This is a genomic window from Primorskyibacter flagellatus (assembly GCF_900176485.1).
Classification (GTDB): domain Bacteria; phylum Pseudomonadota; class Alphaproteobacteria; order Rhodobacterales; family Rhodobacteraceae; genus Primorskyibacter; species Primorskyibacter flagellatus.
The window spans coordinates 49,884-69,555 of record NZ_FWYD01000004.1; the positions used below are offsets into that span (position 1 = coordinate 49,884).

Consider the following 19,672-nt stretch of genomic DNA (forward strand, 5'->3'; position numbering starts at 1 on the left):
GCCTGATCCTCACCAGAAGTACGGGCCAGACAGTGTCCGTTATAATCGGATACAGATGACAAAATTCTCTGACCTGAACCTGAACCCCAAGGTTTTAAAAGCCGTAATCGAAACTGGCTACGAAACGCCCACGCCAATTCAGGCCGGGGCCATCCCCCCGGCGCTTGAAGGCCGTGACGTGCTGGGCATAGCCCAGACCGGCACCGGCAAGACCGCCGGTTTCGTATTGCCGATGATCACCATGCTGGCCCGTGGCCGTGCGCGTGCGCGCATGCCGCGCAGCCTTGTGCTGTGCCCGACCCGGGAACTGGCCGCGCAGGTGGCCGAAAACTTCGACACCTATGCCAAGCATGTAAAGCTGACCAAAGCTTTGCTGATCGGTGGCGTGTCCTTCAAGGAACAGGACGTCCTGATCGACAAGGGCGTTGACGTTCTGATCGCGACCCCCGGTCGCCTGCTCGATCATTTCGAGCGCGGCAAGCTGCTGCTCACCGGCGTGCAGGTCATGGTGGTGGACGAGGCTGACCGGATGCTCGACATGGGCTTCATCCCGGATATCGAACGCATCTTCTCGCTGACGCCTTTCACGCGGCAGACACTGTTTTTCAGCGCCACTATGGCCCCCGAGATCGAGCGTATTACCAACACCTTCCTGTCGAACCCCGCCCGGATCGAGGTTGCACGTCAGGCCACTGCCTCCGAGACCATCGAACAGGGTGTGGTCATGTTCAAAGGCTCACGCCGGGAACGTGAAGCGACCGAGAAACGCGCGGTTCTGCGCGCGCTGATCGAGGCTGAAGGCGAGAAATGCACCAATGCCATCGTTTTCTGCAACCGCAAGGTGGACGTGGATATCGTCGCCAAGTCGTTGAAGAAATACGGACTGGATGCGGCACCGATCCATGGCGATCTGGACCAGTCACAGCGCACACGCACGCTGGACGGCTTTCGCAATGGCGAATTGAAAGTTCTTGTCGCCTCTGACGTGGCGGCGCGTGGTCTGGACGTGCCTTCGGTCAGCCATGTGTTCAACTTCGATGTGCCCAGCCATGCCGAGGATTATGTGCACCGCATCGGCCGGACCGGCCGTGCCGGGCGCGACGGCAAGGCGATGATGATCTGTGCGCCACGCGACGAAAAGAACCTTGATGCCATCGAGAAGCTGCTCCAGAAAGCCATCCCGCGTCTGGACAATCCGCTGAAGTCGTCAAAATCTGACGAAGCATCGCCACAAGCCGACGATACCGCCGAGAAAAAGCCCGCGCGCACCCGCAGCCGGTCGCGGTCGTCGAAAGCGGCCACTCCGGCAGCGACAGAGACCACCGAAGCGCCCGCGACGCCGGCCAATCTGAAAGTGGTCGAGGCGGCCGAGAAGCCTGCCGACGCCCCTGCTGCGAAGGTCGAGAATACCGAAAACGGTGATCGCGACAGCCGGTCGAAATCGTCGCGCGGTTCCGACAAACGGTCAGATAAGCGGCCTGAGAAACGCCCGGACAACAAGGTTGTGGGCATGGGCGACCATCTGCCCAGCTTCATCGCGCTCAGCTTTGAAGAACGCCGCGCCAGCTAAAGGCTGCACCGAATTTTCTAAAAGGGCCGGTTTTCACCGGCCCTTTTTTGTTGTCTGCGGCCCGACCGAGCCAAGACACCGTTGGCGATCATTCGCAAACGGTGCCTCCGGTCCTAGCCCAGTCTGCTGACGATCACGGTGACTTCCGGCTTTTTGCCGATCTCGTCATTTGTGGTCTGGCGCGCGGTGCGGCGCAGCCCCTCTTCCAGCTTGCTGTCATCGGTCAGCGTCTTGGCACCTGCGCGGCCCAGGAACTGGCTCAGATCCGCCTCCAGCACATCGACCAAAGGCGCGTTTCCACGCCCCTGCGCGGGCAGGCCCATGACATCGCACCAGGGGTCGCCCAACGGTTCATCCTCTTCATCCAGGATGACTGTGACGATCACATGCCCGTTCAGCGCCATCCGGATACGGTCACGCACGACCCCGTCCATCGCGCCGATCTGCACGGAACCGTCAAGATAGGTGCGCCCGGTCTCGACATATTCGGCAACCGTCGGCGCATTGCCCGACAGGTTCAGCATCATGCCGTTGACCGCCACGATGCCTGCGCGCCCCTTGGATTCGGCAAGCTTGGCGTGTTCGCGCAAGTGGCGATGCTCACCATGCATCGGGATAACCATCTGCGGATTGACGATGTCATGCATTGCCGCCAGATCCGGCCGGTTGGCATGGCCCGAAACGTGATAAAGCCCATTTGAATCGTCGATCACATCAACGCCCAACTCAGAGAACTGGTTGATAATTCGGATCACGCCCCGTTCATTGCCCGGAATGGTCTTGGACGAAAAGAGGAACGTATCGCCCTCTTTCAACACCAACCCGTTATATTTTCCGCGCGCCAGCTGGGCCGAGGCCGCACGCCGTTCGCCCTGACTGCCCGTGACCAGCAGCATCACGTTTTCACGCGGCATCTGCACCGCGTCTTCGGGGCCGATCACGTTGGGAAAATTGGTCAGAACACCGGTTTCGATGGAGGCTTCGATCATCCGGCGCATCGCGCGTCCCAACAGACAGATCGAGCGGCCAGCCCGGTCGCCCGCCTCTGCCAGCGTTTTGACGCGCGCGACGTTGGACGCGAATGTGGTGGCAACCACCATGCCTGTCGCGTCGCTGACCAGCTTTTCAATATCAGGGCCAAGCGTGGCCTCCGACCGTCCGGCATGGGGCGAAAAGACGTTGGTGGAATCGCAGACCAGCGCCTTGACGCCCGGTTTGGCAACCTCAGCCCAAAGCGCCGGGTCATACGCCTCGCCCACAAGCGGGGTCTGGTCCAGCTTGAAGTCACCCGTGTGCACGATCCGCCCGTCCGGACAATCCAGAACCAACGCAGAGCTTTCGGGTATGGAATGCGAAATCGGCAGGAACGAGACCTCAAACGGCCCGGCCTTCACCTTTTCGGGCCACGCCCCCACCGTTTTGACCGCATCGGCACCAATGCCATATTCTTCCAGCTTGCGGCGCGCGATGTTTGACGTGAAGGCACGCGCATAGATGGGCACGCCCAACTGTTCATAAAAATGCCCGACCGCGCCGACATGGTCCTCATGCGCGTGGGTGATGAAAATCGCCTCCAGCCGATCGCGGCGTTCTTTCAGCCAAGTGATATCCGGCAGGATCAGGTTCACACCTGGAGTGCCGTCCATATCCGGGAAGGTGACGCCCAGATCCACCAGGATCAGACGTTCCTGATCCGGCTTTCCGTAGCCATAGACATAGGCGTTCATTCCGATTTCGCCAGCCCCGCCAAGGGGAAGGTAGATGGCGCGTTGCGCTACCATATGAGTTAGTCCTCGTGTTGATTGAATTTATGGATGACGGTCAGCCCGTGCATCGTGAGTGTGTCCTCGACGGCATCGAACAGCTCGTCGGTCTGCTGGAACAACGGCGCCAGCCCGCCGGTCGCTATGATCTTCATTGGGCGTTCGCGCTCTTGCTTGATGCGCGAACAGATTTCGCGGACGAGGCCAACATAGCCCCAGAAAACGCCTGACTGCATACAGGTGACGGTATTGGTGCCCACCACCTGTTGCGGCTTGGTAATATCCACATGCGGCAGGGCGGCGGCGGCCTGATGCAATGCCATGAGGGACAGGTTCACCCCCGGTGCGATCACTCCGCCGACATAGGCACCGTCTTCATCCACCACATCGAATGTCGTCGCCGTGCCGAAATCCACGACGATAAGATCGCCGCCGTACAGATCATACCCGGCCACGGTGTTGACCAGCCGGTCCGGCCCAACCTGAGTGCCTGCATCAACACGCACACCCACCGGCAGCGCGCAGTCGGGTTTACCCACCACCAGCGGACGGGTGTTGAAATAGCGATCCGCCAGAACGCGCAGGTTGAACACGACGCGCGGCACGGTCGAGCTGATGATCATGTCGGTGATCTGGGCGTCGATCTTCTGAAATTTCATCAAGGTCGATAGCCAGACGTAATATTGGTCTGCCGTGCGCTGGGTCTCGGTCGAGGTCCGCCAGGTGGCAATGAAACGCGCGCCATCCCAGAGCGAGAAGACCGTGTTGGTGTTACCGCAATCAATCGCCAGAAGCATCTCAACTCTCCTTGAAAAAGACATCAGCGGCGGGGATGGCCACTCTGCCCTGCGACGTGGTCAGAACCAGATTTCCCGCCTGGTCTACAGTCTCGAACACGCCGGTGGTCTCGGTTGTTCCGGTGCGCGCGGTGATGGTTTCACCTAGGCGCGCCGCACGGTCCAGCCAAGCCCGGCGGATCGGGGCAAACCCATGTGTTACGAACTGTTTTTCCAGTTCGGCATAAGACGTGGCAAGCGCATCAAGGAAAATCTCGGGTGCCACATCCAGCCCGGTTTCTCCCTGAAGGCTGACGGGCCGCAGAGCATGTGCCTCGACCTGCGCCGCCTCAGGGGCGTTGCGAAGGTTGACACCAGTGCCGATTGCCAAATGCCGCACGCCTCCGACCTCAAAGCTTTCAAGCAATATCCCCGCGACCTTACCGCCGTTCAGCAGCACGTCATTGGGCCATTTCAGCGAGAACGGCGCGACCCGACCGGTCAACACCACAAAGGCATCAAACAGCGCCAGTGCGGCCACGAAACTGCGCAGGGCGGTGACGTCGGGCGCATCATCCACACGCAGCACCAACGTCGCTGCAAGGTTGCCCTGTGGATCGGACCATGCCCGGCCGCGACGTCCTTTGCCAGCGGTTTGACGCAGCGCGCAGATCCACTCTGGCCCGGCAAGGGTTGCGGCGATCCGCACCGCTTCGGCATTGGTGCTGTCAAGCTCTGGCAGAATGCGTCGTCCGTATCCGGCGGGCCAGTTCATTGGCAGCGCCTCGTGCGAAACTCGTGGCAAGTCAGAACCTTCACCGCGTCCGGAAAACGAAAGCGACGCGCCCTTGGCGCGCCACGTTCGAAAACCGTATGGGCGGGTCGCTTAGTTGACAAGCGTCGCAGCCGCTGCCGCAGCCGCCCCTTCTATTCCGAAAAGGTTCACGACACCCAGCAACATGATCGCCGCAGAGACCATCAGGAAACCCGAAAGAATCGCTGATTGTCCGCCATCCAGGGCATCGTCGGTCTCTTCTCCGAAATACATGTAGAACACGATCCGAAGATAATAGAATGCACCGATGACCGAGGCCACCACACCGGCAACCGCCAACCAGGCCAACCCGCCCTCATAGGCGGCGCGCAGAACATAAAGCTTGCCGAAGAAACCGACCAGCGGCGGCACGCCTGCAAGGCTGAACATCAGGATCAGCACGGCCAATGCCTTGGCTGGCTCTTTCTTCGAATACATGTTCAGGCTTCTGATGTCAGTGACCGGCTGGCCGTCGCGTTCCATCGACAGGATAAACGCAAACGTGCCAACATTCATCGTCACATAGATCGCCATGTAGATCAGCAGCGCCTGCACACCAAAGGCCGTGCCCGCAGCCAGCCCCATCAGCGCATAGCCCATATGGGCGATCGAGGAATAGGCCATAAGGCGTTTGATATTGGTCTGTCCGATCGCCGCAACCGCACCAAGAAACATCGACAGAAGCGACAGGAAGGCGATCACCTGTTGCCAGTCCCCTACAGCGCCGCCGAATGCATCATGCAGCACCCGCGCGAACAGGGCCATCGCCGCGACCTTCGGGGCCGTTGCGAAGAAGGCCGTAACCGGTGTGGGCGAGCCTTCGTAGACATCCGGCGTCCACATATGGAACGGCACGGCAGAGACCTTGAAGGCCAGACCGCAGGCGATCAGGACCAGGCCGAACAGCAGGCCAAGCGAGACATGGCCTTCGGTCGCGGTCTGCACGATGCCGGAAAACAGCGTGGTCCCCGCAAAGCCGTAGGTCAGCGACGCGCCGTACAGCAGCAGGCCCGAGGACAGCGCGCCCAGCACGAAATATTTCAACCCGGCCTCTGTTGATTTTGCGCTGTCACGACGAATGGCCGCAACGACGTAAAGCGCCAGCGATTGCAGCTCCAGCCCCATATACAGCGCCATCAGATCGCCCGCGGACACCATCATCATCATGCCGACAACCGCAAGGGCAATCAGCAACGGGAATTCAAACCGCAGCAGACCGCGGCGCGACAGGTAGTCCTGGCTCATCACCAGAACGGCCGCCGCCGATAGAAGCAAGGTCACCTTGGCAAAGCGCGCGAATCCGTCGTCGATGAACATCCCGCCAAAGGCCGGACGAATGCCCTCGCCACTGGTGCCGATCCACGCGGCCAGCAGGACAAAGACGCCTGCCGTGGCCCAGGTCAGCATCGGGGCCAGCGCATCCTTGCCCGTATAGACCGCGCCAAGCAACGCGAGCATCGCGTAGACCGAAAGCACGATTTCGGGAAGGATAATTGTCAGGTCAGCCTGTAGCATGTCCAAGATCCCTCAGTGCGACGCCACCTGGACGGCGTCGGAAGACGCGGCCAGTGCGGTGTCGTAGTTTGAAACCAGCGCCTCTACCGAGGGGCCGATGATGTCTGTTACCAGGCTGGGATAGACCCCCAGCAGAAGCGTCATGGTCACGAGCGGCGCAAAGATCCACTTCTCGCGGCGCGTCATGTCGGAGATCGAACGCAGGCTTTCCTTGATCAGGTCGCCCATCACGACCCGGCGATAGAGCCACAGCGCGTAAGAGGCCGACAGGATCACCCCTGACGTCGCGACCACCGCCACCCAGGTGTTGACCTGGAATACGCCCATCAATGTCAGGAATTCACCGACAAAGCCCGACGTGCCGGGCAAGCCGACATTGGCCATGGTGAAGAACATGAAGATCAGCGCATAGGACGGCATCCGGTTCACCAACCCGCCATAGGCGTCGATGTCGCGGGTGTGCATCCGGTCATAGATCACGCCGACACACAGAAACAGCGCACCCGAGATGAAGCCATGGCTGAGCATCTGGAAGATCGCCCCGTCAACGCCCTGCTGGTTGGCCGCGAAAATCCCCATCGTCACATAGCCCATATGGGCGACCGACGAATAGGCAATCAGCTTTTTCATGTCTTCCTGCACCAGCGCAACAAGGCTGGTATAGACGATGGCAATCGCGCTCATCCACAGGACCAGCGGGGTCAGCACATCGGCCCCCACCGGGAACATCGGAAGGCTGAACCGCAGGAAGCCATAGCCGCCCATCTTCAGCAAGATCGCCGCCAGCACGACCGAACCTGCCGTCGGGGCCTGAACGTGCGCGTCGGGCAACCATGTGTGGACCGGCCACATCGGCATCTTGACCGCGAAGCTGGCAAAGAAGGCCAGGAACATCAGCGTCTGCATCCCGCCGACGACATGGATCCCAAGAACAGAGAAACCGGCGGACGAGAACTGATGCGTCATTAGCGTCGGGATGTCGGTGGTTCCGGCCTCTGCGAACATCGCCACCATGGCGACCAGCATCAGGACCGACCCGAGGAAGGTGTAAAGGAAGAACTTGAAGCTCGCGTAAATGCGTTCCTTGCCACCCCAGATACCGATGATCAGGAACATCGGTATCAGGCCGGCCTCGAAGAAGACATAGAAGAGAACCAGATCCAGCGCCATGAACACGCCCAGCATCAGCGTCTCAAGCAGCAGGAATGCGATCATGTATTCCTTGACGCGCGCCTTGACGCCCCAGCTTGCCGCAATGGTCAGCGGCATCATGAAGGTGGTCAACAGCACGAAAAGCACGGAAATCCCGTCCACGCCCATCTTGTATTTCAGCCCAAGCAGCCAGGCACCCTCTTCCACCATCTGAAAGCCGGTATCGGCGGGGTTGAACTGAAACAGGATGAACAGCGAAATCAGGAAGGTCGCCCCAGTCGCAAACAGCGCCAGCCATTTGGCATTGCGATCCGCCGCCTCGTCTCCGCCACGCAGGAACACGGCGAGGATCAGCGCTGCCAGCGCGGGCAGGAAGGTGACAATCGAAAGAAGGTTGTCCATCAGTGCGCTCCTCCGCTGAGCGTCATCCAGGTGATGAAGATCGCTACCCCGATCACCATGGCGAAGGCATAGGTAAAGATGTAGCCGGACTGAGCGCGCCCCGCGAGCCGTGTGAAGAAGGGCACAATCCCCATTGCGACACCATTCAGCGACCCGTCGATGGCCTTGCCGTCACCGCCCTTCCACAACAGGCGGCCAAGCGATTTTGCAGCGCGGATGAAGATCACATCGTACAGCTCGTCGAAATACCACTTGTTCAGCAGGAACAGGTACAACGGACGTTGCTGCTCTGCCAACTTGCGCGGCATGGCGGGGTTCACGATGTAGAACCAGTAGGCCACGACAAAGCCGATCAGCATGGCGATGAACGGGCTGACCTTGACCCAGACGGGTGCGTGATGCGCGTCGTCCATGACATGGTTGGCCGGTCCGGTGAAGATCGCGCCTTGCGGCGCCATCCCGGAAACAACGGGCGCATGATCCGCGTCTGCCTCACCATGCGCTTCATCAACCAAAGCGTCCCCTTGCGCAGCCTCCGCCGCAACAGTTTCGCCATCGGCCGCGGGTTCAGCATCACCGGCATCTGCAACAACCGCTTGGCCATCGGTGGCGGATTCATCATCCCCGGTGTCGGCAACAACCTCTTGGTCGGTTGCGGCGGGTTCAGCTTGGCCCGCCTCGGCAGTGGGAGCCTCATTGCCGGTATCGGCGGCATGATCTTCGGTCGCGGCGGTTTCGCCGTGCCCCTCGGACGCCTCGGCATGGGCCGGGACACCGAAGAAACGGTTAACGGTATTATGGTCGCCGAAGAAACTGTTATACCAGACCATCCCGGCCAGCACCGAACCGACCGCCAGCACACCCAGCGGGATCAGCATCACTTTGGGAGACTCATGCGCATGTTCATGCGTATGACGGTCGCCGCGTGCCTTGCCGTAAAAGGTCAGGAACATCAGCCGCCAGCTATAGAAACTGGTGAAAAGTGCCGCGACCACCAGCATCCAGAAGGCATAGCCGCCTTGCGTACCGGCCCAGGCGCTTTCGATCACGGCGTCTTTGGACAGGAATCCGGCAAAGCCGATATGGGTCAGCGGAATGCCCACCCCGGTGATGGCCAGCGTGCCGATCAGCATCGCCCCGAACGTATAGGGGATCTTTTTGCGCAGGTTGCCGTAGTTCCGCATGTCCTGTTCGTGATGCATGGCGTGGATCACCGAACCGGCCCCCAGAAACAGCATCGCCTTGAAGAACGCGTGTGTCAGCAGGTGGAACATCGCCACCGAATAGACGCCGACACCGGCGGCCACAAACATATAGCCAAGCTGCGACATGGTCGAATAGGCGATCACACGCTTGATGTCGTTCTGTACCAGACCGATCGTCGCCGCGACAAAGGCGGTAGACGCCCCCATGAAGGTGATGAAGGTCAAGGTTTCAGGCGCGTATTCCATCAAGGGTGACATGCGACAGACAAGGAAGACACCGGCAGTGACCATCGTCGCGGCGTGGATCAGCGCCGACACCGGCGTCGGACCCTCCATCGCGTCGGGAAGCCATGTGTGCAGGAACAACTGCGCCGATTTCCCCATCGCGCCGACAAAGAGCAGGAAGGCAATCAGGTTTGCCGCGTTCCACTCGGTCCACAGAAAGGTCAGTTGCGTATCGGCCAGACCGGCAGAGGCGGCAAACACGTCGTCAAGCCTGATCGAGTCCGTCAGGTAGAACAGCCCCAAGATCCCCAGCAAAAAGCCGAAATCACCGACCCGGTTGACCACGAAGGCCTTGATCGCGGCGGCATTGGCGCTTGGCTTGCGGTAGTAGAAACCGATCAGCAGGTATGAGGCGACACCGACGCCTTCCCAGCCAAAGAACATCTGTACAAGGTTGTCGGACGTGACCAGCGCCAGCATGGCAAAGGTAAAGAAGGACAGGTAGGCGAAGAAACGCGGCTTGTAGACTTCACCCTCGCTCCATTGCGGATCATGATCCATGTAGCCGAAGCTGTAGAGATGAACCAGCGCGGAAACGGTTGTCACAACGATCAGCATGATCGAGGTCAGACGGTCCAGACGGATCGACCAATCCGTCGACAGCGACCCGGATTCGACCCAGCGCAGGATCTGAATGTGTTGTGTTTCCGGGCCATGGGTCAGAAAGACGATCCACGAAAAGAAACAGGCCACGAACAGCAGACCGGTGGTGATCCACATGGCCCCACGCTCGCCGATCAGACGCCAGCCGAAACCAGCGATCAGGGCACCGACCAAGGGCGCGTAGAGGATGATCGTTTCCATGTCGGTCAGCCTTTCATGACGTTGACGTCTTCCACGGCGATGGTGCCGCGGTTCCGGAAGAAGCAGACGAGGATGGCAAGGCCGATGGCCGCCTCGGCCGCGGCGACGGTCAGGACGAACAGCGTGAATATCTGCCCCACCAGATCGCCCAGAAAGGACGAAAAGGCCACAAGATTGATGTTCACCGCCAAGAGCATCAGTTCGATGCTCATCAGCAGGATGATCACGTTCTTGCGGTTCAGGAAAAGCCCGAAGATGCCGATGACAAACAGCGTCGCCGCGACCGTCAGGTAATGTTCAAGTCCGATCATCTTGTCCCTCAAGAAGTCTTGCCCGGATTTCCGGGTCGTTTCGGCGTCCGGCGGTCAGCCCAGAAAGGAGTAGCCGCCCAACACGATGATCAGAACGACCACCACGATGATTATTGTATTTGTCGACATTACATGTCCTTTCGTTTCCAGACAGGGCGCGATCGCGAGATCACAACCCCTGCCCCGGTTTCACGTCACGCAGTTCCATCGCCTTGGCCGGATCACGCATCATCTGCGCGATAATATCCTGGCGCTTTACATCCTTGCGGTGGCGCAGGGTCAGCACGATGGCACCGATCATGGCGACCAGCAGGATCAGCCCGGCCAGTTGGAACAGCAGGAAATACTGATCGTAAAGCAGCAAGCCCAAAGCCTCGGTGTTGTGCCGCCCGTCGGGCATCACTGCCGCGCGCATGCCTTCGGCAGCGTCGGAGGTCTGCCAGACCCCAAGCGCCATGCCAAGCTGCATCAGGATGATCACCCCGAACAGCAGTGCCAGTGGCATGTAGCCCGCCATTTCGGCCCGAAGTTCGGCAAAATCCACGTCCAGCATCATCACGACGAAGAGGAAAAGCACCGCAACCGCGCCAACATAGACGATGACCAGCAGCATCGCGACGAATTCTGCCCCGAGCAAAACAAAAAGCCCGGCCGAGCTGAGGAAAGCCAGGATAAGCCACAGCACAGAATGCACCGGGTTTCGGCTGACAACGGTGAACAGTCCACCGGCAATCGTGCACAGTGCGAACAGATAGAAAGCGAACACCATCATGTTTCGTTATCCTTGTTATCTTCCATCACCGCGCGCGCAAGATCCATCGCGCGGGTCATGGCCGGAATGCCCGCGAACATCGACATCTGGGCGATGGTCTCGGCAATCTCGTCATTGGTTGCGCCGGCTTCCATGGCGTGTCGGACGGTCATGCGCAATGGGGTTTCTGCCTGCGCGCCCTGCATGGTCAGACCTGCCAGCGTCAACAAAAGCCGCGTCTTGGCGTCCAGCCCTTCCTTGCTAAGGCCCCGCCCGAACCACATTTCCATGCTGTCCTTGGGCATGGTCGGCCAAAGCTTCTCGAAGCCCTTGGGATTGAACGTCTCCATCGCCGGATTGAAGGCCTTGGCCATTTCCTGCGCCTGAGCCATCATCAGTTCGAAAGGGGTCTTTGCATCCGTCATAGCGTGCCTCCATTCAACCGTTCCCTGAGCCCGTTCACAACGCCAAGCCATTCGGCCAGCGAATCCGACTCCGTCCACATATCGTAAAGCTCTGACGTACCGTCATCCGTCACGACAACATCAACCGTGCGGGGTGCCAGACCTCGCGCATCCGCCGAACCCGCCACATCCGCTTCGTGCAGGCGGATCACATTACGCTCATCCTCACCCAGGTCATCCGAGGGTTGCCCGAGGCTGGTGCCGACGATCTCGGCCGCCGCTAGACCGATGGCTCCGACATCGGCATCGACATAGCCCGCCGAGGCAGACGCGATCACGTCTTCAAACGCCTCAATCACGGCACCGACGCCCCCGGCCTCGTACTCCCCCAGGAAGTCCGCCGCGTCGTCATTGTCGAATATTCCGATGCCCCAGGCACCCATGTCGTTTCTCCCGGCGTTAGCGGTAGGGCGCGTCCAGTTCGAGATTGCGGGCAATCTCTGATTCCCACCGGTCGCCATTCGCAAGCAGCTTTTCCTTATCGTAGAACAGCTCTTCGCGGGTTTCCGTCGAAAATTCAAAATTCGGGCCTTCGACAATCGCATCCACCGGGCACGCCTCCTGGCAGAAGCCGCAATAGATGCACTTGGTCATGTCGATGTCGTAACGTGTCGTGCGGCGGCTGCCGTCGTCACGGGGTTCCGCGTCAATCGTGATGGCTTGCGCCGGGCAGATCGCCTCGCACAGTTTGCAGGCGATGCAACGCTCTTCACCGTTGGGATAGCGGCGCAGCGCATGTTCGCCACGGAAACGCGGGCTGAGCGGGCCTTTTTCATGCGGGTAGTTCAGCGTCGCCTTCGGAGCGAAGAAATACCGCAGCCCCAGCTTCATGCCGATCACGAAATCCCAAAGAAGAAAGTATTTCGCGGTCCGCCTGTAGTCGATCTGGGTCATAGCACCACCTCTGGGTCAGCTTTATAACAGTTTGCCAGCGTGTTCATCTCAGGCCCCCGTCGACCAGCGGGCGAAGATGCCCCAGAACCAGCCGAACTTTGCGGCGAAGGAGACGAAGACCACCCAGAACAGGCTGAACGGCAGGAACACTTTCCAGCCAAGGCGCATCAGCTGGTCATAGCGGTAGCGCGGGGTGATCGCCTTGACCATCGCGAAGAGGAAGAAGAAGAACGCCATCTTGCCGACCATCCACAGCGCCCCGTCCGGCAGGCCCGGAATGGGTGACAGCCAACCGCCGAAGAACAGCAGCGAGGTCAGTGCGCACATCAGGAAGATAGCGATATATTCGCCGGCCATGAACAGCAGGAAGGGCGTCGCGGAATATTCCACCTGGTAGCCCGCAACCAGTTCCGATTCCGCCTCTGGCAGGTCGAATGGCGGGCGGTTGGTTTCTGCCAGCGCCGAGATGAAGAACAGGAACACCATCGGGAAATGCGGGATCCAGTACCAGTTGAACAAGCCGAAATCGCCGTCCTGTGCCCGGACAATGTCACCAAAGTTCAGCGATCCGGTCGAAATGATTACCCCGATGATGATGAGGCCAATCGAGACCTCATAGGAAATCATCTGCGCCGCCGACCGCAACGAGCCGAGGAACGGGTATTTGGAGTTCGAGGCCCAGCCGCCCATGATGACGCCGTAAACCTCCAGCGAGGAGACAGCGAAAACATACAGCACGGCGACGTTGATATCCGACAGCACCCAGTTGTCGTTGAACGGGATCACCGCCCAGGCGATGATTGCCAGCACGAAACTGGTCATCGGCGCCAGAATGAACACGGTCTTGTCGGCACCCGCAGGCACGACAACTTCCTTGAGAACGTATTTCAGCGCGTCGGCCACCGATTGCAGAATGCCGAACGTACCGACCACGTTCGGACCCCGACGCATCTGAACCGCAGCCCAGATCTTTCGGTCGCCATAAACGAGGAACAGCAGCGAAATCATCACGAAACCGGTCATCGCCAGGCATTGCGCGGCGACGATCAGCAGGATCCCCAGCGGGGTGGAAAAGAATTCAGCCATCAGGTCCTCACACCATCGGTATTCCGTTCTGAGCGCAGGCTTCGGCGACGACTTCGGCGTCGATCGTCATCAGCCCGCGCGGCAGCGTTGGCGAGATGGTGTAAACCGCATCTCCCCGCCAGAGGCCACCCTCTTCTGTCACATTCGTGCGCAAATGACGCGCAAAACCGTAGTCCCGGTCAAGGGTGTAGCGCGACACGGCACATTCGGCGTAGCGCTCGATGTCTTTCGGCCCCTGCCCGCCCTTCAGCGCGACAAATACATTCACCAGATCATCATCCAGCGCCTCGGTCTCGATTCCCATATATTCAGGCGCGATCGCAGGCTCTGCCAGATCGGTCGTGTCCTTGGCACCGCAGGCCGAGACTGTCCCGGCCAGCGTCAGCGCGCAAAAGGGTATCAAGCGGCGACGGCTCATTCCGCTGCCATTGGTTTTTTCGCACGCGCCGCCGCGTTTGCGGACAGTTCGGCCATCAACTGGCTGGACCGCGCAATCGGGTTGGTCAGGTAGAAATCACCAAGCGCGTGACGGAATGTCGCCTCGCCCAATTCGCCCAGATCCAGCGGAGTCCACGCGTTTTCAGGCACAGAGTCGATCTCTGCCAGATGCGGCACCGCCTCGACCAGCGCGTTGCGCAGTTGCGCCAGGCTGTCGAAGGGCAGCTTTGCGTCCAACTCGGCTGACAAGGCGCGCAGGATGGCCCAGTTTTCCTTGGCCTCGCCGGGGGCGAACCCCGCCCGAAGCGCCAGTTGCGGGCGGCCTTCGGTGTTCACGAACAGGCCGCTTTCCTCGGTATAGGCGGCACCCGGCAGAATGATGTCGGCACGGTGCGCACCGCGGTCGCCATGGCTGCCCTGATAAATCACGAAGGCACCGTCGGCGATATCCACCTCATCCGCGCCAAGGTTATAGACCAGTTCGGCGTCTTTCAGTGCGTCCATGCCACCTTCGGTCACAGCCCCCACATCTAGCGCGCCGACACGCCCGGCCGCCGTGTGCAGGATCAGAAAGCCGGACCCGGTGACATCAGCGAATTTCATCGCCTGCGCCAGAACCGCAGCACCGTCAGCTTCCTGCAAGGCACCCTGCCCGACGATCACCAGCGTGTTCTTGTCCTTTGCCTCGCCCTCATGGTCCTTGGTCATTTTCTCAAGTGCCGCGCGATCATCGCCCGCGTGCCAGTATTCGTAGGACAGATCCAGCTTGGGTCCGACAACGCCAACCTTCGCGCCGCGCAGCCACGCCATCCGGATGCGCGCGTTCAGCACCGGTGCCTCGATTTCCGGGTTGGCGCCGATCAACATGATCGCATCGGCGCTGTCGATGTCCTCGATCGCGGCCGTTCCGACATAGGCGGACCGGTTGTCAGCGGGCAGCTTTGCGCCATCCGTCCGGCATTCAACGCTGCCGCCCAGCCCTTCGATCAGTTGCTTCAATGCGTAGGTCGCCTCGACCGGGGCCAGATCGCCGATCAGCCCGGCAACTTTCTTTCCCTTCATCGCCTCTGCCGCCGCAGACAGGGCCTCTGGCCATGTCGCGGGCTTCAGCTTGCCGTCCACGCGGATATAGGGCTTGTCCAGACGCTGACGCCGCAGACCGTCCCAGACAAAGCGCGTTTTGTCGGAAATCCATTCCTCGTTCACGCCGTCATGGTTGCGCGGCAGGATGCGCATGACTTCGCGCCCCTTGGTATCGACGCGGATGTTCGACCCGAGCGCATCCATCACGTCAATCGTCTCGGTCTTGGTCAATTCCCAGGGCCGCGCGGTGAACGCATAGGGTTTCGACACCAGCGCTCCCACCGGACACAGATCAATGATGTTGCCTTGCAGGTTCGAATCCAGCGTCTCGCCCAGATAGGACGTGATCTCGCTGTCTTCGCCCCGGCCGGTCTGGCCCATCTGGGTGATGCCCGCGACCTCTGTCGTGAAGCGCACGCAGCGGGTGCAGGATATGCAACGCGTCATATGCGTCTCGACAAGCGGGCCGAGGTTCAGGTCGTCCACCGCGCGCTTGGGTTCGCGAAAGCGGCTGAAATCGACACCGTAGGCCATCGCCTGATCCTGAAGGTCACACTCACCGCCCTGGTCGCAGATCGGGCAATCCAGCGGGTGGTTGATCAGCAGGAACTCCATCACGCCCTCGCGGGCCTTCTTGACCATAGGCGAGTTGGTCTTGACCACCGGCGGCGCGCCTTCCGGGCCGGGCCGCAGATCGCGGACCTGCATCGCGCAGGAGGCCGCAGGCTTGGGCGGGCCGCCCACGACCTCGACAAGGCACATCCGGCAGTTGCCCGCGATCGACAGACGCTCATGGTAGCAGAAACGCGGAATTTCCACGCCCGCCTGCTCGCATGCCTGGATCAGGGTCATTGCCCCGTCCACTTCAACTTCCTGCTCGTCGATGATGATCTTGCGTAGGTCCGACATCGGTCTCACTTTGCTCTGAGCAAGGCGCCAACCTGGCTGTTCCTTGCGATTTCCCTGCGCCCCAGCGCGCAAAATCCGCTCTCGTTCGTGGCCCCGTTGGCCACCAGAAAGGCCTTTGCCTCGGCCTCAAGACGTTTACGATCCGCCTTGCTTTTCACGAAGTCCTCGATCTCATCCTTGCTGTAGCCCTGCGCCTGCGCATGGTTTTCCAGCTTGTTGATGAATTGCAGCGCCGCAATCATCCGGGCCCCGATGGACCCGCAATTGCTGCGGATCTCATCCGCGATCGCAATGTTGCGCAACCCGTCATTCACAAACTTCACCGAGCTCAGCGGCGGCTGGGCCGCAGAGGCCGTTCCCGCCGCCAGCAGCGCGAGGATCAGGGGCAATTTCAGTGCCATATCGTTATTCCTTTCCATGTCCTGGAAAGCCCGCGCGAAACGCGGACTCCACCACTTGGCGACATGGGTCACAGCTGCCTGTTATACAATAACAGACCCCGCAACCACCTGATATGACATACCCTTTTATCATTCAACACAACGTCCGACAAAGGTCAGCGTATCGTCGGATACGCGTAGCTGATCGGCCGGGGTATCCGGGCCGATCGTCCAGTCGATGTTGGACGTGCCGTAATACCGGATACAGTATTTCGTCCCCTGATGACGCCCGGCTTCGCGCGCCGCGTCCAACCCGCTGGAGACCGGACGCGCCGTCGCTGTGAAGTCGTGCTTGTCATCACCCGAACCGCGCGCCTTGCCCGAGAAATACTGGCCGTCGATCACGCTTTGGTTTGAGCGCAGCTTGGAGCATCCGCCCAAGGTCAGCGCGACACAGGTCAGGATCAGAATTGTCCGCATTGGCCTACTCCGCCGCCACGGCGCTGACGCGGCCTGTGCGTTTCGCCTTGATCCGGTCCTCGATCTCGTCGCGGAAGTTGCGGATCAGGCCCTGAATGGGCCAGGCCGCCGCGTCGCCAAGAGCGCAGATCGTGTGGCCTTCGACCTGCTTGGTGACGTCGAACAGCATGTCGATTTCCTCGACCTCCGCCTCGCCCCGCACCAGACGCTCCATGACGCGCATCATCCAGCCCGTGCCTTCGCGGCAGGGCGTACACTGTCCGCAGGACTCGTGCTTGTAGAATTTCGCCAGACGCCAGATCGCCTTGATGATGTCGGTGTCCTTGTCCATCACGATCACCGCCGCCGTGCCCAGGCCAGAGCCAAGCTCGCCACGCAGGTAGTCGAAATCCATGATGGCGTTTTTCATCTTTTCGCCGCGCACACAGGGCACGGACGATCCGCCGGGGATGACGGCCTTGAGGTTGTCCCAGCCGCCACGGATGCCGCCGCAATGCGTCTCGATCAATTCCTCGAAGGAGATCGACATCGCCTCTTCAACCACGCAGGGGTTGTTGACATGACCGGAGATCGCAAACAGCTTCGTGCCCGCATTGTTCGGACGCCCGAAGCCCGCGAACCATTCCGCGCCGCGCCGCAGGATCGTCGGCACAACGGCGATGGATTCGACGTTGTTCACCGTCGTCGGGCAGCCATACAGACCCGCGCCCGCCGGGAAAGGCGGCTTCATGCGCGGCATGCCTTTCTTGCCCTCAAGCGATTCCAGCAGCGCAGTTTCCTCGCCGCAGATATAGGCACCCGCGCCATGCGCGACGTAGATGTCGAAATCCCAGCCCGACCCGGCCGCGTTCTTGCCGACCAGCCCGGCGTCATAGGCCTCGTCGATCGCGGCCTGAAGCGCCTCCTTCTCGCGGATATATTCGCCGCGGATGTAGATATAGCACGCGTGCGCCTGCATCGCGAAAGAGGCGATCAGGCAGCCCTCGATCAGCGTATGCGGATCGTGGCGCATGATCTCGCGGTCCTTGCAGGTGCCGGGTTCGGATTCGTCGGCATTCACCACCAGATAGGACGGCCGCCCGTCGCTTTCCTTGGGCATGAAGGACCACTTCAATCCGGTGGGGAAGCCCGCACCGCCGCGACCACGCAGGCCAGAAGCCTTCATCGTGTCGACGATCCAGGGTGCCCCCTTCTTGATGATGTCGGCCGTGCCATCCCAATGGCCCCGCGCCTGCGCGCCCTTCAGCGTACGGTCATGCATCCCGTAGAGGTTGGTGAAGATCCGGTCCTGATCCTGCAGCATCGCGTGCCTATCCTTCATTGTCCCGGCGTTTCCGCCAGATCTGGTATGTCACGACCATCGCCCAGAAGAGCGCGGCCAGTACGGCGAGATCTATGAGCAGGGCATACCGTCCCGGCAAACCCAACATCGGTCCCACCCATTGGGCCGCAATCCAAAACAGCATAGAGCCAGCAATGACAAGGGCGACAAACCGTCCCTGCCGCGCCGTTTGCTGATCTTGGTCACGTCCCATCGTATTCAGTATCCGTCAGTACACGTCGCCCTTGTCGACGCGTTTGGAAAATTCGGTGTCCCCGCCGGCAGCGAGGATTTTGGCCTGTTCGACCCAATCGTCTCGGCTGACACGCCCCTTGAAGCCTGACAGGTTGGCATCCACCCACGCCACCTCGCCCGCCGTCCAATTGGCGACCTGATCGAAGTGGTAAAAGCCCATTTCATTCAGCAGGGTTTCCAGTTTTGGCCCCACGCCCTTGATTTCCTTCAGGTTATCAGCACCGCCATCGCGCGCCTTTGTCAGCGTCTCGGGCTTGGAGCCTTCAAGCGCGTCACCGCCGTCATGATCACCACCGCTATCGGCCGATGTCGGCTCAGCCTTGGCCGGGTTGCTTGCGTCATCCGGCTTGGCGGCCTCATATTTCCAGCTGCCCTTGCGGCTGGACAGTTCCGCCTCACCCGAAAGGACAGCAGAGGGTTTCACAACGGGCCCGTTCGCCGTCTTATCACCGGCGGCTGTCTTCGGCGTCGCGGCATCCGCGTTCTTGGCTTTGGCTGCGGCATCGTCTTTCGCTTTGGCCTGCGGTTTATCTGCTGTCGCTGCCTCCGTCGGCGTGGTTCCGGCGCTGGCTTCGCTTGCCCCATCGGTGGCAGTTTGGCCCACCACCTTCTTTTCAGCTGGCGCTGGTTCAGCCGTCTTGGACCCTTCGGCATTGGGTGTCGACGACTTGGCCGCCGGGCGTGCAGATTCCGTTCCGGTCACGCCCTCCAAGGACATAGGACTGTCGGAACCGCTACCGGCGCCAGCAGTTCCCGGCCCATTTGATATGCCTTTGGCACGCATGCTCTGCCCCAGCTTGGGAACGTCCGAGCACATCAACCAAGTCAGCAGAAGCCCCAGCAAAGCCACCACAAGCACCCCAAGGAAAATCGATGTGCCCCACCCATATCCCCTGACGCTGAGCGCCAGGATCAGTGTGACAACACCAAGTGCCGCGGCCAAGCCCCAGCATTTGGTCTGACAGCTATATCCAGAACCGGATTGGGTCATCGTTACTCTCCCTGAAAAATCTT

General features: G+C 60.5%; 20 protein-coding genes. 1 reads left to right on the forward strand and 19 read right to left on the reverse strand.

Annotation, left to right across the window (positions count from 1 at the left end):
• Nucleotides 1-55: 55 nt before the first annotated feature.
• A complete protein-coding gene (locus B8991_RS08240) occupies nucleotides 56-1,570 on the forward strand; it encodes a DEAD/DEAH box helicase (RefSeq protein WP_084352353.1) in 1,515 nt (504 codons plus the stop codon).
• 113 nt (nucleotides 1,571-1,683) lie between these two features.
• On the opposite strand, the gene B8991_RS08245 is transcribed toward B8991_RS08240, so the two are convergent.
• The 19 genes from B8991_RS08245 to B8991_RS08335 all read right to left on the reverse strand — a co-directional run bounded on the left by B8991_RS08245 (nucleotide 1,684) and on the right by B8991_RS08335 (nucleotide 19,649).
• Nucleotides 1,684-3,351, reverse strand: coding sequence for a ribonuclease J (locus B8991_RS08245; protein ID WP_084352355.1), 1,668 nt, complete (start codon nucleotides 3,349-3,351; stop codon nucleotides 1,684-1,686).
• Between the two features lie 5 nt (nucleotides 3,352-3,356).
• On the reverse strand, nucleotides 3,357-4,130 hold the full coding sequence (locus B8991_RS08250; protein ID WP_084352357.1) for a type III pantothenate kinase: 774 nt from the start codon (nucleotides 4,128-4,130) through the stop codon (nucleotides 3,357-3,359).
• A 1-nt stretch (nucleotide 4,131) separates the two neighbouring features.
• Nucleotides 4,132-4,884 (reverse strand): biotin--[acetyl-CoA-carboxylase] ligase, encoded by a 753-nt coding sequence (locus B8991_RS08255; RefSeq protein WP_084352359.1) that lies wholly within the window; start codon nucleotides 4,882-4,884, stop codon nucleotides 4,132-4,134.
• 111 nt (nucleotides 4,885-4,995) lie between these two features.
• A complete protein-coding gene (nuoN, locus tag B8991_RS08260) occupies nucleotides 4,996-6,438 on the reverse strand; it encodes an NADH-quinone oxidoreductase subunit NuoN (RefSeq protein WP_084352361.1) in 1,443 nt (480 codons plus the stop codon).
• A gap of 12 nt (nucleotides 6,439-6,450) precedes the next feature.
• Nucleotides 6,451-7,992: an NADH-quinone oxidoreductase subunit M gene (locus tag B8991_RS08265; RefSeq protein ID WP_084352363.1), complete on the reverse strand. Its 1,542-nt coding sequence runs from the start codon at nucleotides 7,990-7,992 to the stop codon at nucleotides 6,451-6,453.
• Complete coding sequence (gene nuoL / locus B8991_RS08270; protein WP_084352365.1) at nucleotides 7,992-10,286, reverse strand: NADH-quinone oxidoreductase subunit L; 2,295 nt, start codon at nucleotides 10,284-10,286, stop codon at nucleotides 7,992-7,994. The genes B8991_RS08265 and nuoL overlap by 1 nt, the downstream gene beginning before the upstream one ends.
• A gap of 5 nt (nucleotides 10,287-10,291) precedes the next feature.
• The gene (gene nuoK, locus B8991_RS08275; protein WP_084352367.1) at nucleotides 10,292-10,597 is read right to left on the reverse strand and encodes an NADH-quinone oxidoreductase subunit NuoK; all 306 of its coding nucleotides are present in this window, start codon (nucleotides 10,595-10,597) and stop codon (nucleotides 10,292-10,294) included.
• 169 nt (nucleotides 10,598-10,766) lie between these two features.
• Nucleotides 10,767-11,369 (reverse strand): NADH-quinone oxidoreductase subunit J, encoded by a 603-nt coding sequence (locus tag B8991_RS08280; RefSeq protein ID WP_084352369.1) that lies wholly within the window; start codon nucleotides 11,367-11,369, stop codon nucleotides 10,767-10,769.
• Nucleotides 11,366-11,773 (reverse strand): carboxymuconolactone decarboxylase family protein, encoded by a 408-nt coding sequence (locus tag B8991_RS08285; RefSeq protein WP_084352371.1) that lies wholly within the window; start codon nucleotides 11,771-11,773, stop codon nucleotides 11,366-11,368. Before B8991_RS08285 ends, B8991_RS08280 begins: the two co-directional genes overlap by 4 nt.
• Nucleotides 11,770-12,195 (reverse strand): DUF4259 domain-containing protein, encoded by a 426-nt coding sequence (locus tag B8991_RS08290; RefSeq protein ID WP_179141446.1) that lies wholly within the window; start codon nucleotides 12,193-12,195, stop codon nucleotides 11,770-11,772. The genes B8991_RS08285 and B8991_RS08290 overlap by 4 nt, the downstream gene beginning before the upstream one ends.
• 16 nt (nucleotides 12,196-12,211) lie before the next feature.
• Complete coding sequence (gene nuoI / locus B8991_RS08295) at nucleotides 12,212-12,706, reverse strand: NADH-quinone oxidoreductase subunit NuoI (protein WP_084352375.1); 495 nt, start codon at nucleotides 12,704-12,706, stop codon at nucleotides 12,212-12,214.
• A 48-nt stretch (nucleotides 12,707-12,754) separates the two neighbouring features.
• Nucleotides 12,755-13,792, reverse strand: coding sequence for an NADH-quinone oxidoreductase subunit NuoH (gene nuoH, locus B8991_RS08300; RefSeq protein WP_084352377.1), 1,038 nt, complete (start codon nucleotides 13,790-13,792; stop codon nucleotides 12,755-12,757).
• 7 nt (nucleotides 13,793-13,799) lie between these two features.
• Complete coding sequence (locus tag B8991_RS08305; protein WP_084352379.1) at nucleotides 13,800-14,210, reverse strand: hypothetical protein; 411 nt, start codon at nucleotides 14,208-14,210, stop codon at nucleotides 13,800-13,802.
• Nucleotides 14,207-16,222, reverse strand: a complete 2,016-nt coding sequence (gene nuoG, locus B8991_RS08310; protein ID WP_084352381.1) for an NADH-quinone oxidoreductase subunit NuoG — start codon at nucleotides 16,220-16,222, stop codon at nucleotides 14,207-14,209. The genes B8991_RS08305 and nuoG overlap by 4 nt, the downstream gene beginning before the upstream one ends.
• A 5-nt stretch (nucleotides 16,223-16,227) precedes the next feature.
• Nucleotides 16,228-16,623, reverse strand: a complete 396-nt coding sequence (locus tag B8991_RS08315) for a DUF5333 domain-containing protein (protein ID WP_084352383.1) — start codon at nucleotides 16,621-16,623, stop codon at nucleotides 16,228-16,230.
• Between the two features lie 129 nt (nucleotides 16,624-16,752).
• Nucleotides 16,753-17,082: a hypothetical protein gene (locus B8991_RS08320; protein ID WP_084352385.1), complete on the reverse strand. Its 330-nt coding sequence runs from the start codon at nucleotides 17,080-17,082 to the stop codon at nucleotides 16,753-16,755.
• Nucleotides 17,083-17,086: 4 nt separating this feature from the next.
• Nucleotides 17,087-18,385: an NADH-quinone oxidoreductase subunit NuoF gene (gene nuoF / locus B8991_RS08325; protein WP_084352387.1), complete on the reverse strand. Its 1,299-nt coding sequence runs from the start codon at nucleotides 18,383-18,385 to the stop codon at nucleotides 17,087-17,089.
• A 7-nt stretch (nucleotides 18,386-18,392) separates the two neighbouring features.
• On the reverse strand, nucleotides 18,393-18,617 hold the full coding sequence (locus B8991_RS08330) for a DUF5337 domain-containing protein (RefSeq protein WP_084352389.1): 225 nt from the start codon (nucleotides 18,615-18,617) through the stop codon (nucleotides 18,393-18,395).
• A 15-nt stretch (nucleotides 18,618-18,632) separates the two neighbouring features.
• Nucleotides 18,633-19,649, reverse strand: a complete 1,017-nt coding sequence (locus B8991_RS08335; RefSeq protein WP_084352391.1) for a hypothetical protein — start codon at nucleotides 19,647-19,649, stop codon at nucleotides 18,633-18,635.
• Nucleotides 19,650-19,672: the final 23 nt, after the last annotated feature.

Bases quoted from the DNA above. Each gene is read 5' to 3' on its own strand.
- B8991_RS08305 (WP_084352379.1), bottom strand. From the start codon at position 14,210: ATGAGCCGTCGCCGCTTGATACCCTTTTGCGCGCTGACGCTGGCCGGG.
- B8991_RS08255 (WP_084352359.1), bottom strand. From the start codon at position 4,884: ATGAACTGGCCCGCCGGATACGGACGACGCATTCTGCCAGAGCTTGAC.
- B8991_RS08335 (WP_084352391.1), bottom strand. From the start codon at position 19,649: ATGACCCAATCCGGTTCTGGATATAGCTGTCAGACCAAATGCTGGGGC.
- B8991_RS08285 (WP_084352371.1), bottom strand. From the start codon at position 11,773: ATGACGGATGCAAAGACCCCTTTCGAACTGATGATGGCTCAGGCGCAG.
- nuoG (WP_084352381.1), bottom strand. From the start codon at position 16,222: ATGTCGGACCTACGCAAGATCATCATCGACGAGCAGGAAGTTGAAGTG.
- B8991_RS08320 (WP_084352385.1), bottom strand. From the start codon at position 17,082: ATGCGGACAATTCTGATCCTGACCTGTGTCGCGCTGACCTTGGGCGGA.
- B8991_RS08280 (WP_084352369.1), bottom strand. From the start codon at position 11,369: ATGATGGTGTTCGCTTTCTATCTGTTCGCACTGTGCACGATTGCCGGT.
- nuoI (WP_084352375.1), bottom strand. From the start codon at position 12,706: ATGACCCAGATCGACTACAGGCGGACCGCGAAATACTTTCTTCTTTGG.
- B8991_RS08240 (WP_084352353.1), top strand. From the start codon at position 56: ATGACAAAATTCTCTGACCTGAACCTGAACCCCAAGGTTTTAAAAGCC.
- B8991_RS08250 (WP_084352357.1), bottom strand. From the start codon at position 4,130: ATGCTTCTGGCGATTGATTGCGGTAACACCAACACGGTCTTCTCGCTC.
- nuoK (WP_084352367.1), bottom strand. From the start codon at position 10,597: ATGATCGGACTTGAACATTACCTGACGGTCGCGGCGACGCTGTTTGTC.
- B8991_RS08290 (WP_179141446.1), bottom strand. From the start codon at position 12,195: ATGGGTGCCTGGGGCATCGGAATATTCGACAATGACGACGCGGCGGAC.
- B8991_RS08330 (WP_084352389.1), bottom strand. From the start codon at position 18,617: ATGGGACGTGACCAAGATCAGCAAACGGCGCGGCAGGGACGGTTTGTC.
- nuoN (WP_084352361.1), bottom strand. From the start codon at position 6,438: ATGCTACAGGCTGACCTGACAATTATCCTTCCCGAAATCGTGCTTTCG.
- B8991_RS08245 (WP_084352355.1), bottom strand. From the start codon at position 3,351: ATGGTAGCGCAACGCGCCATCTACCTTCCCCTTGGCGGGGCTGGCGAA.
- nuoH (WP_084352377.1), bottom strand. From the start codon at position 13,792: ATGGCTGAATTCTTTTCCACCCCGCTGGGGATCCTGCTGATCGTCGCC.
- nuoF (WP_084352387.1), bottom strand. From the start codon at position 18,385: ATGCTGCAGGATCAGGACCGGATCTTCACCAACCTCTACGGGATGCAT.
- B8991_RS08315 (WP_084352383.1), bottom strand. From the start codon at position 16,623: ATGGCACTGAAATTGCCCCTGATCCTCGCGCTGCTGGCGGCGGGAACG.
- B8991_RS08265 (WP_084352363.1), bottom strand. From the start codon at position 7,992: ATGGACAACCTTCTTTCGATTGTCACCTTCCTGCCCGCGCTGGCAGCG.
- nuoL (WP_084352365.1), bottom strand. From the start codon at position 10,286: ATGGAAACGATCATCCTCTACGCGCCCTTGGTCGGTGCCCTGATCGCT.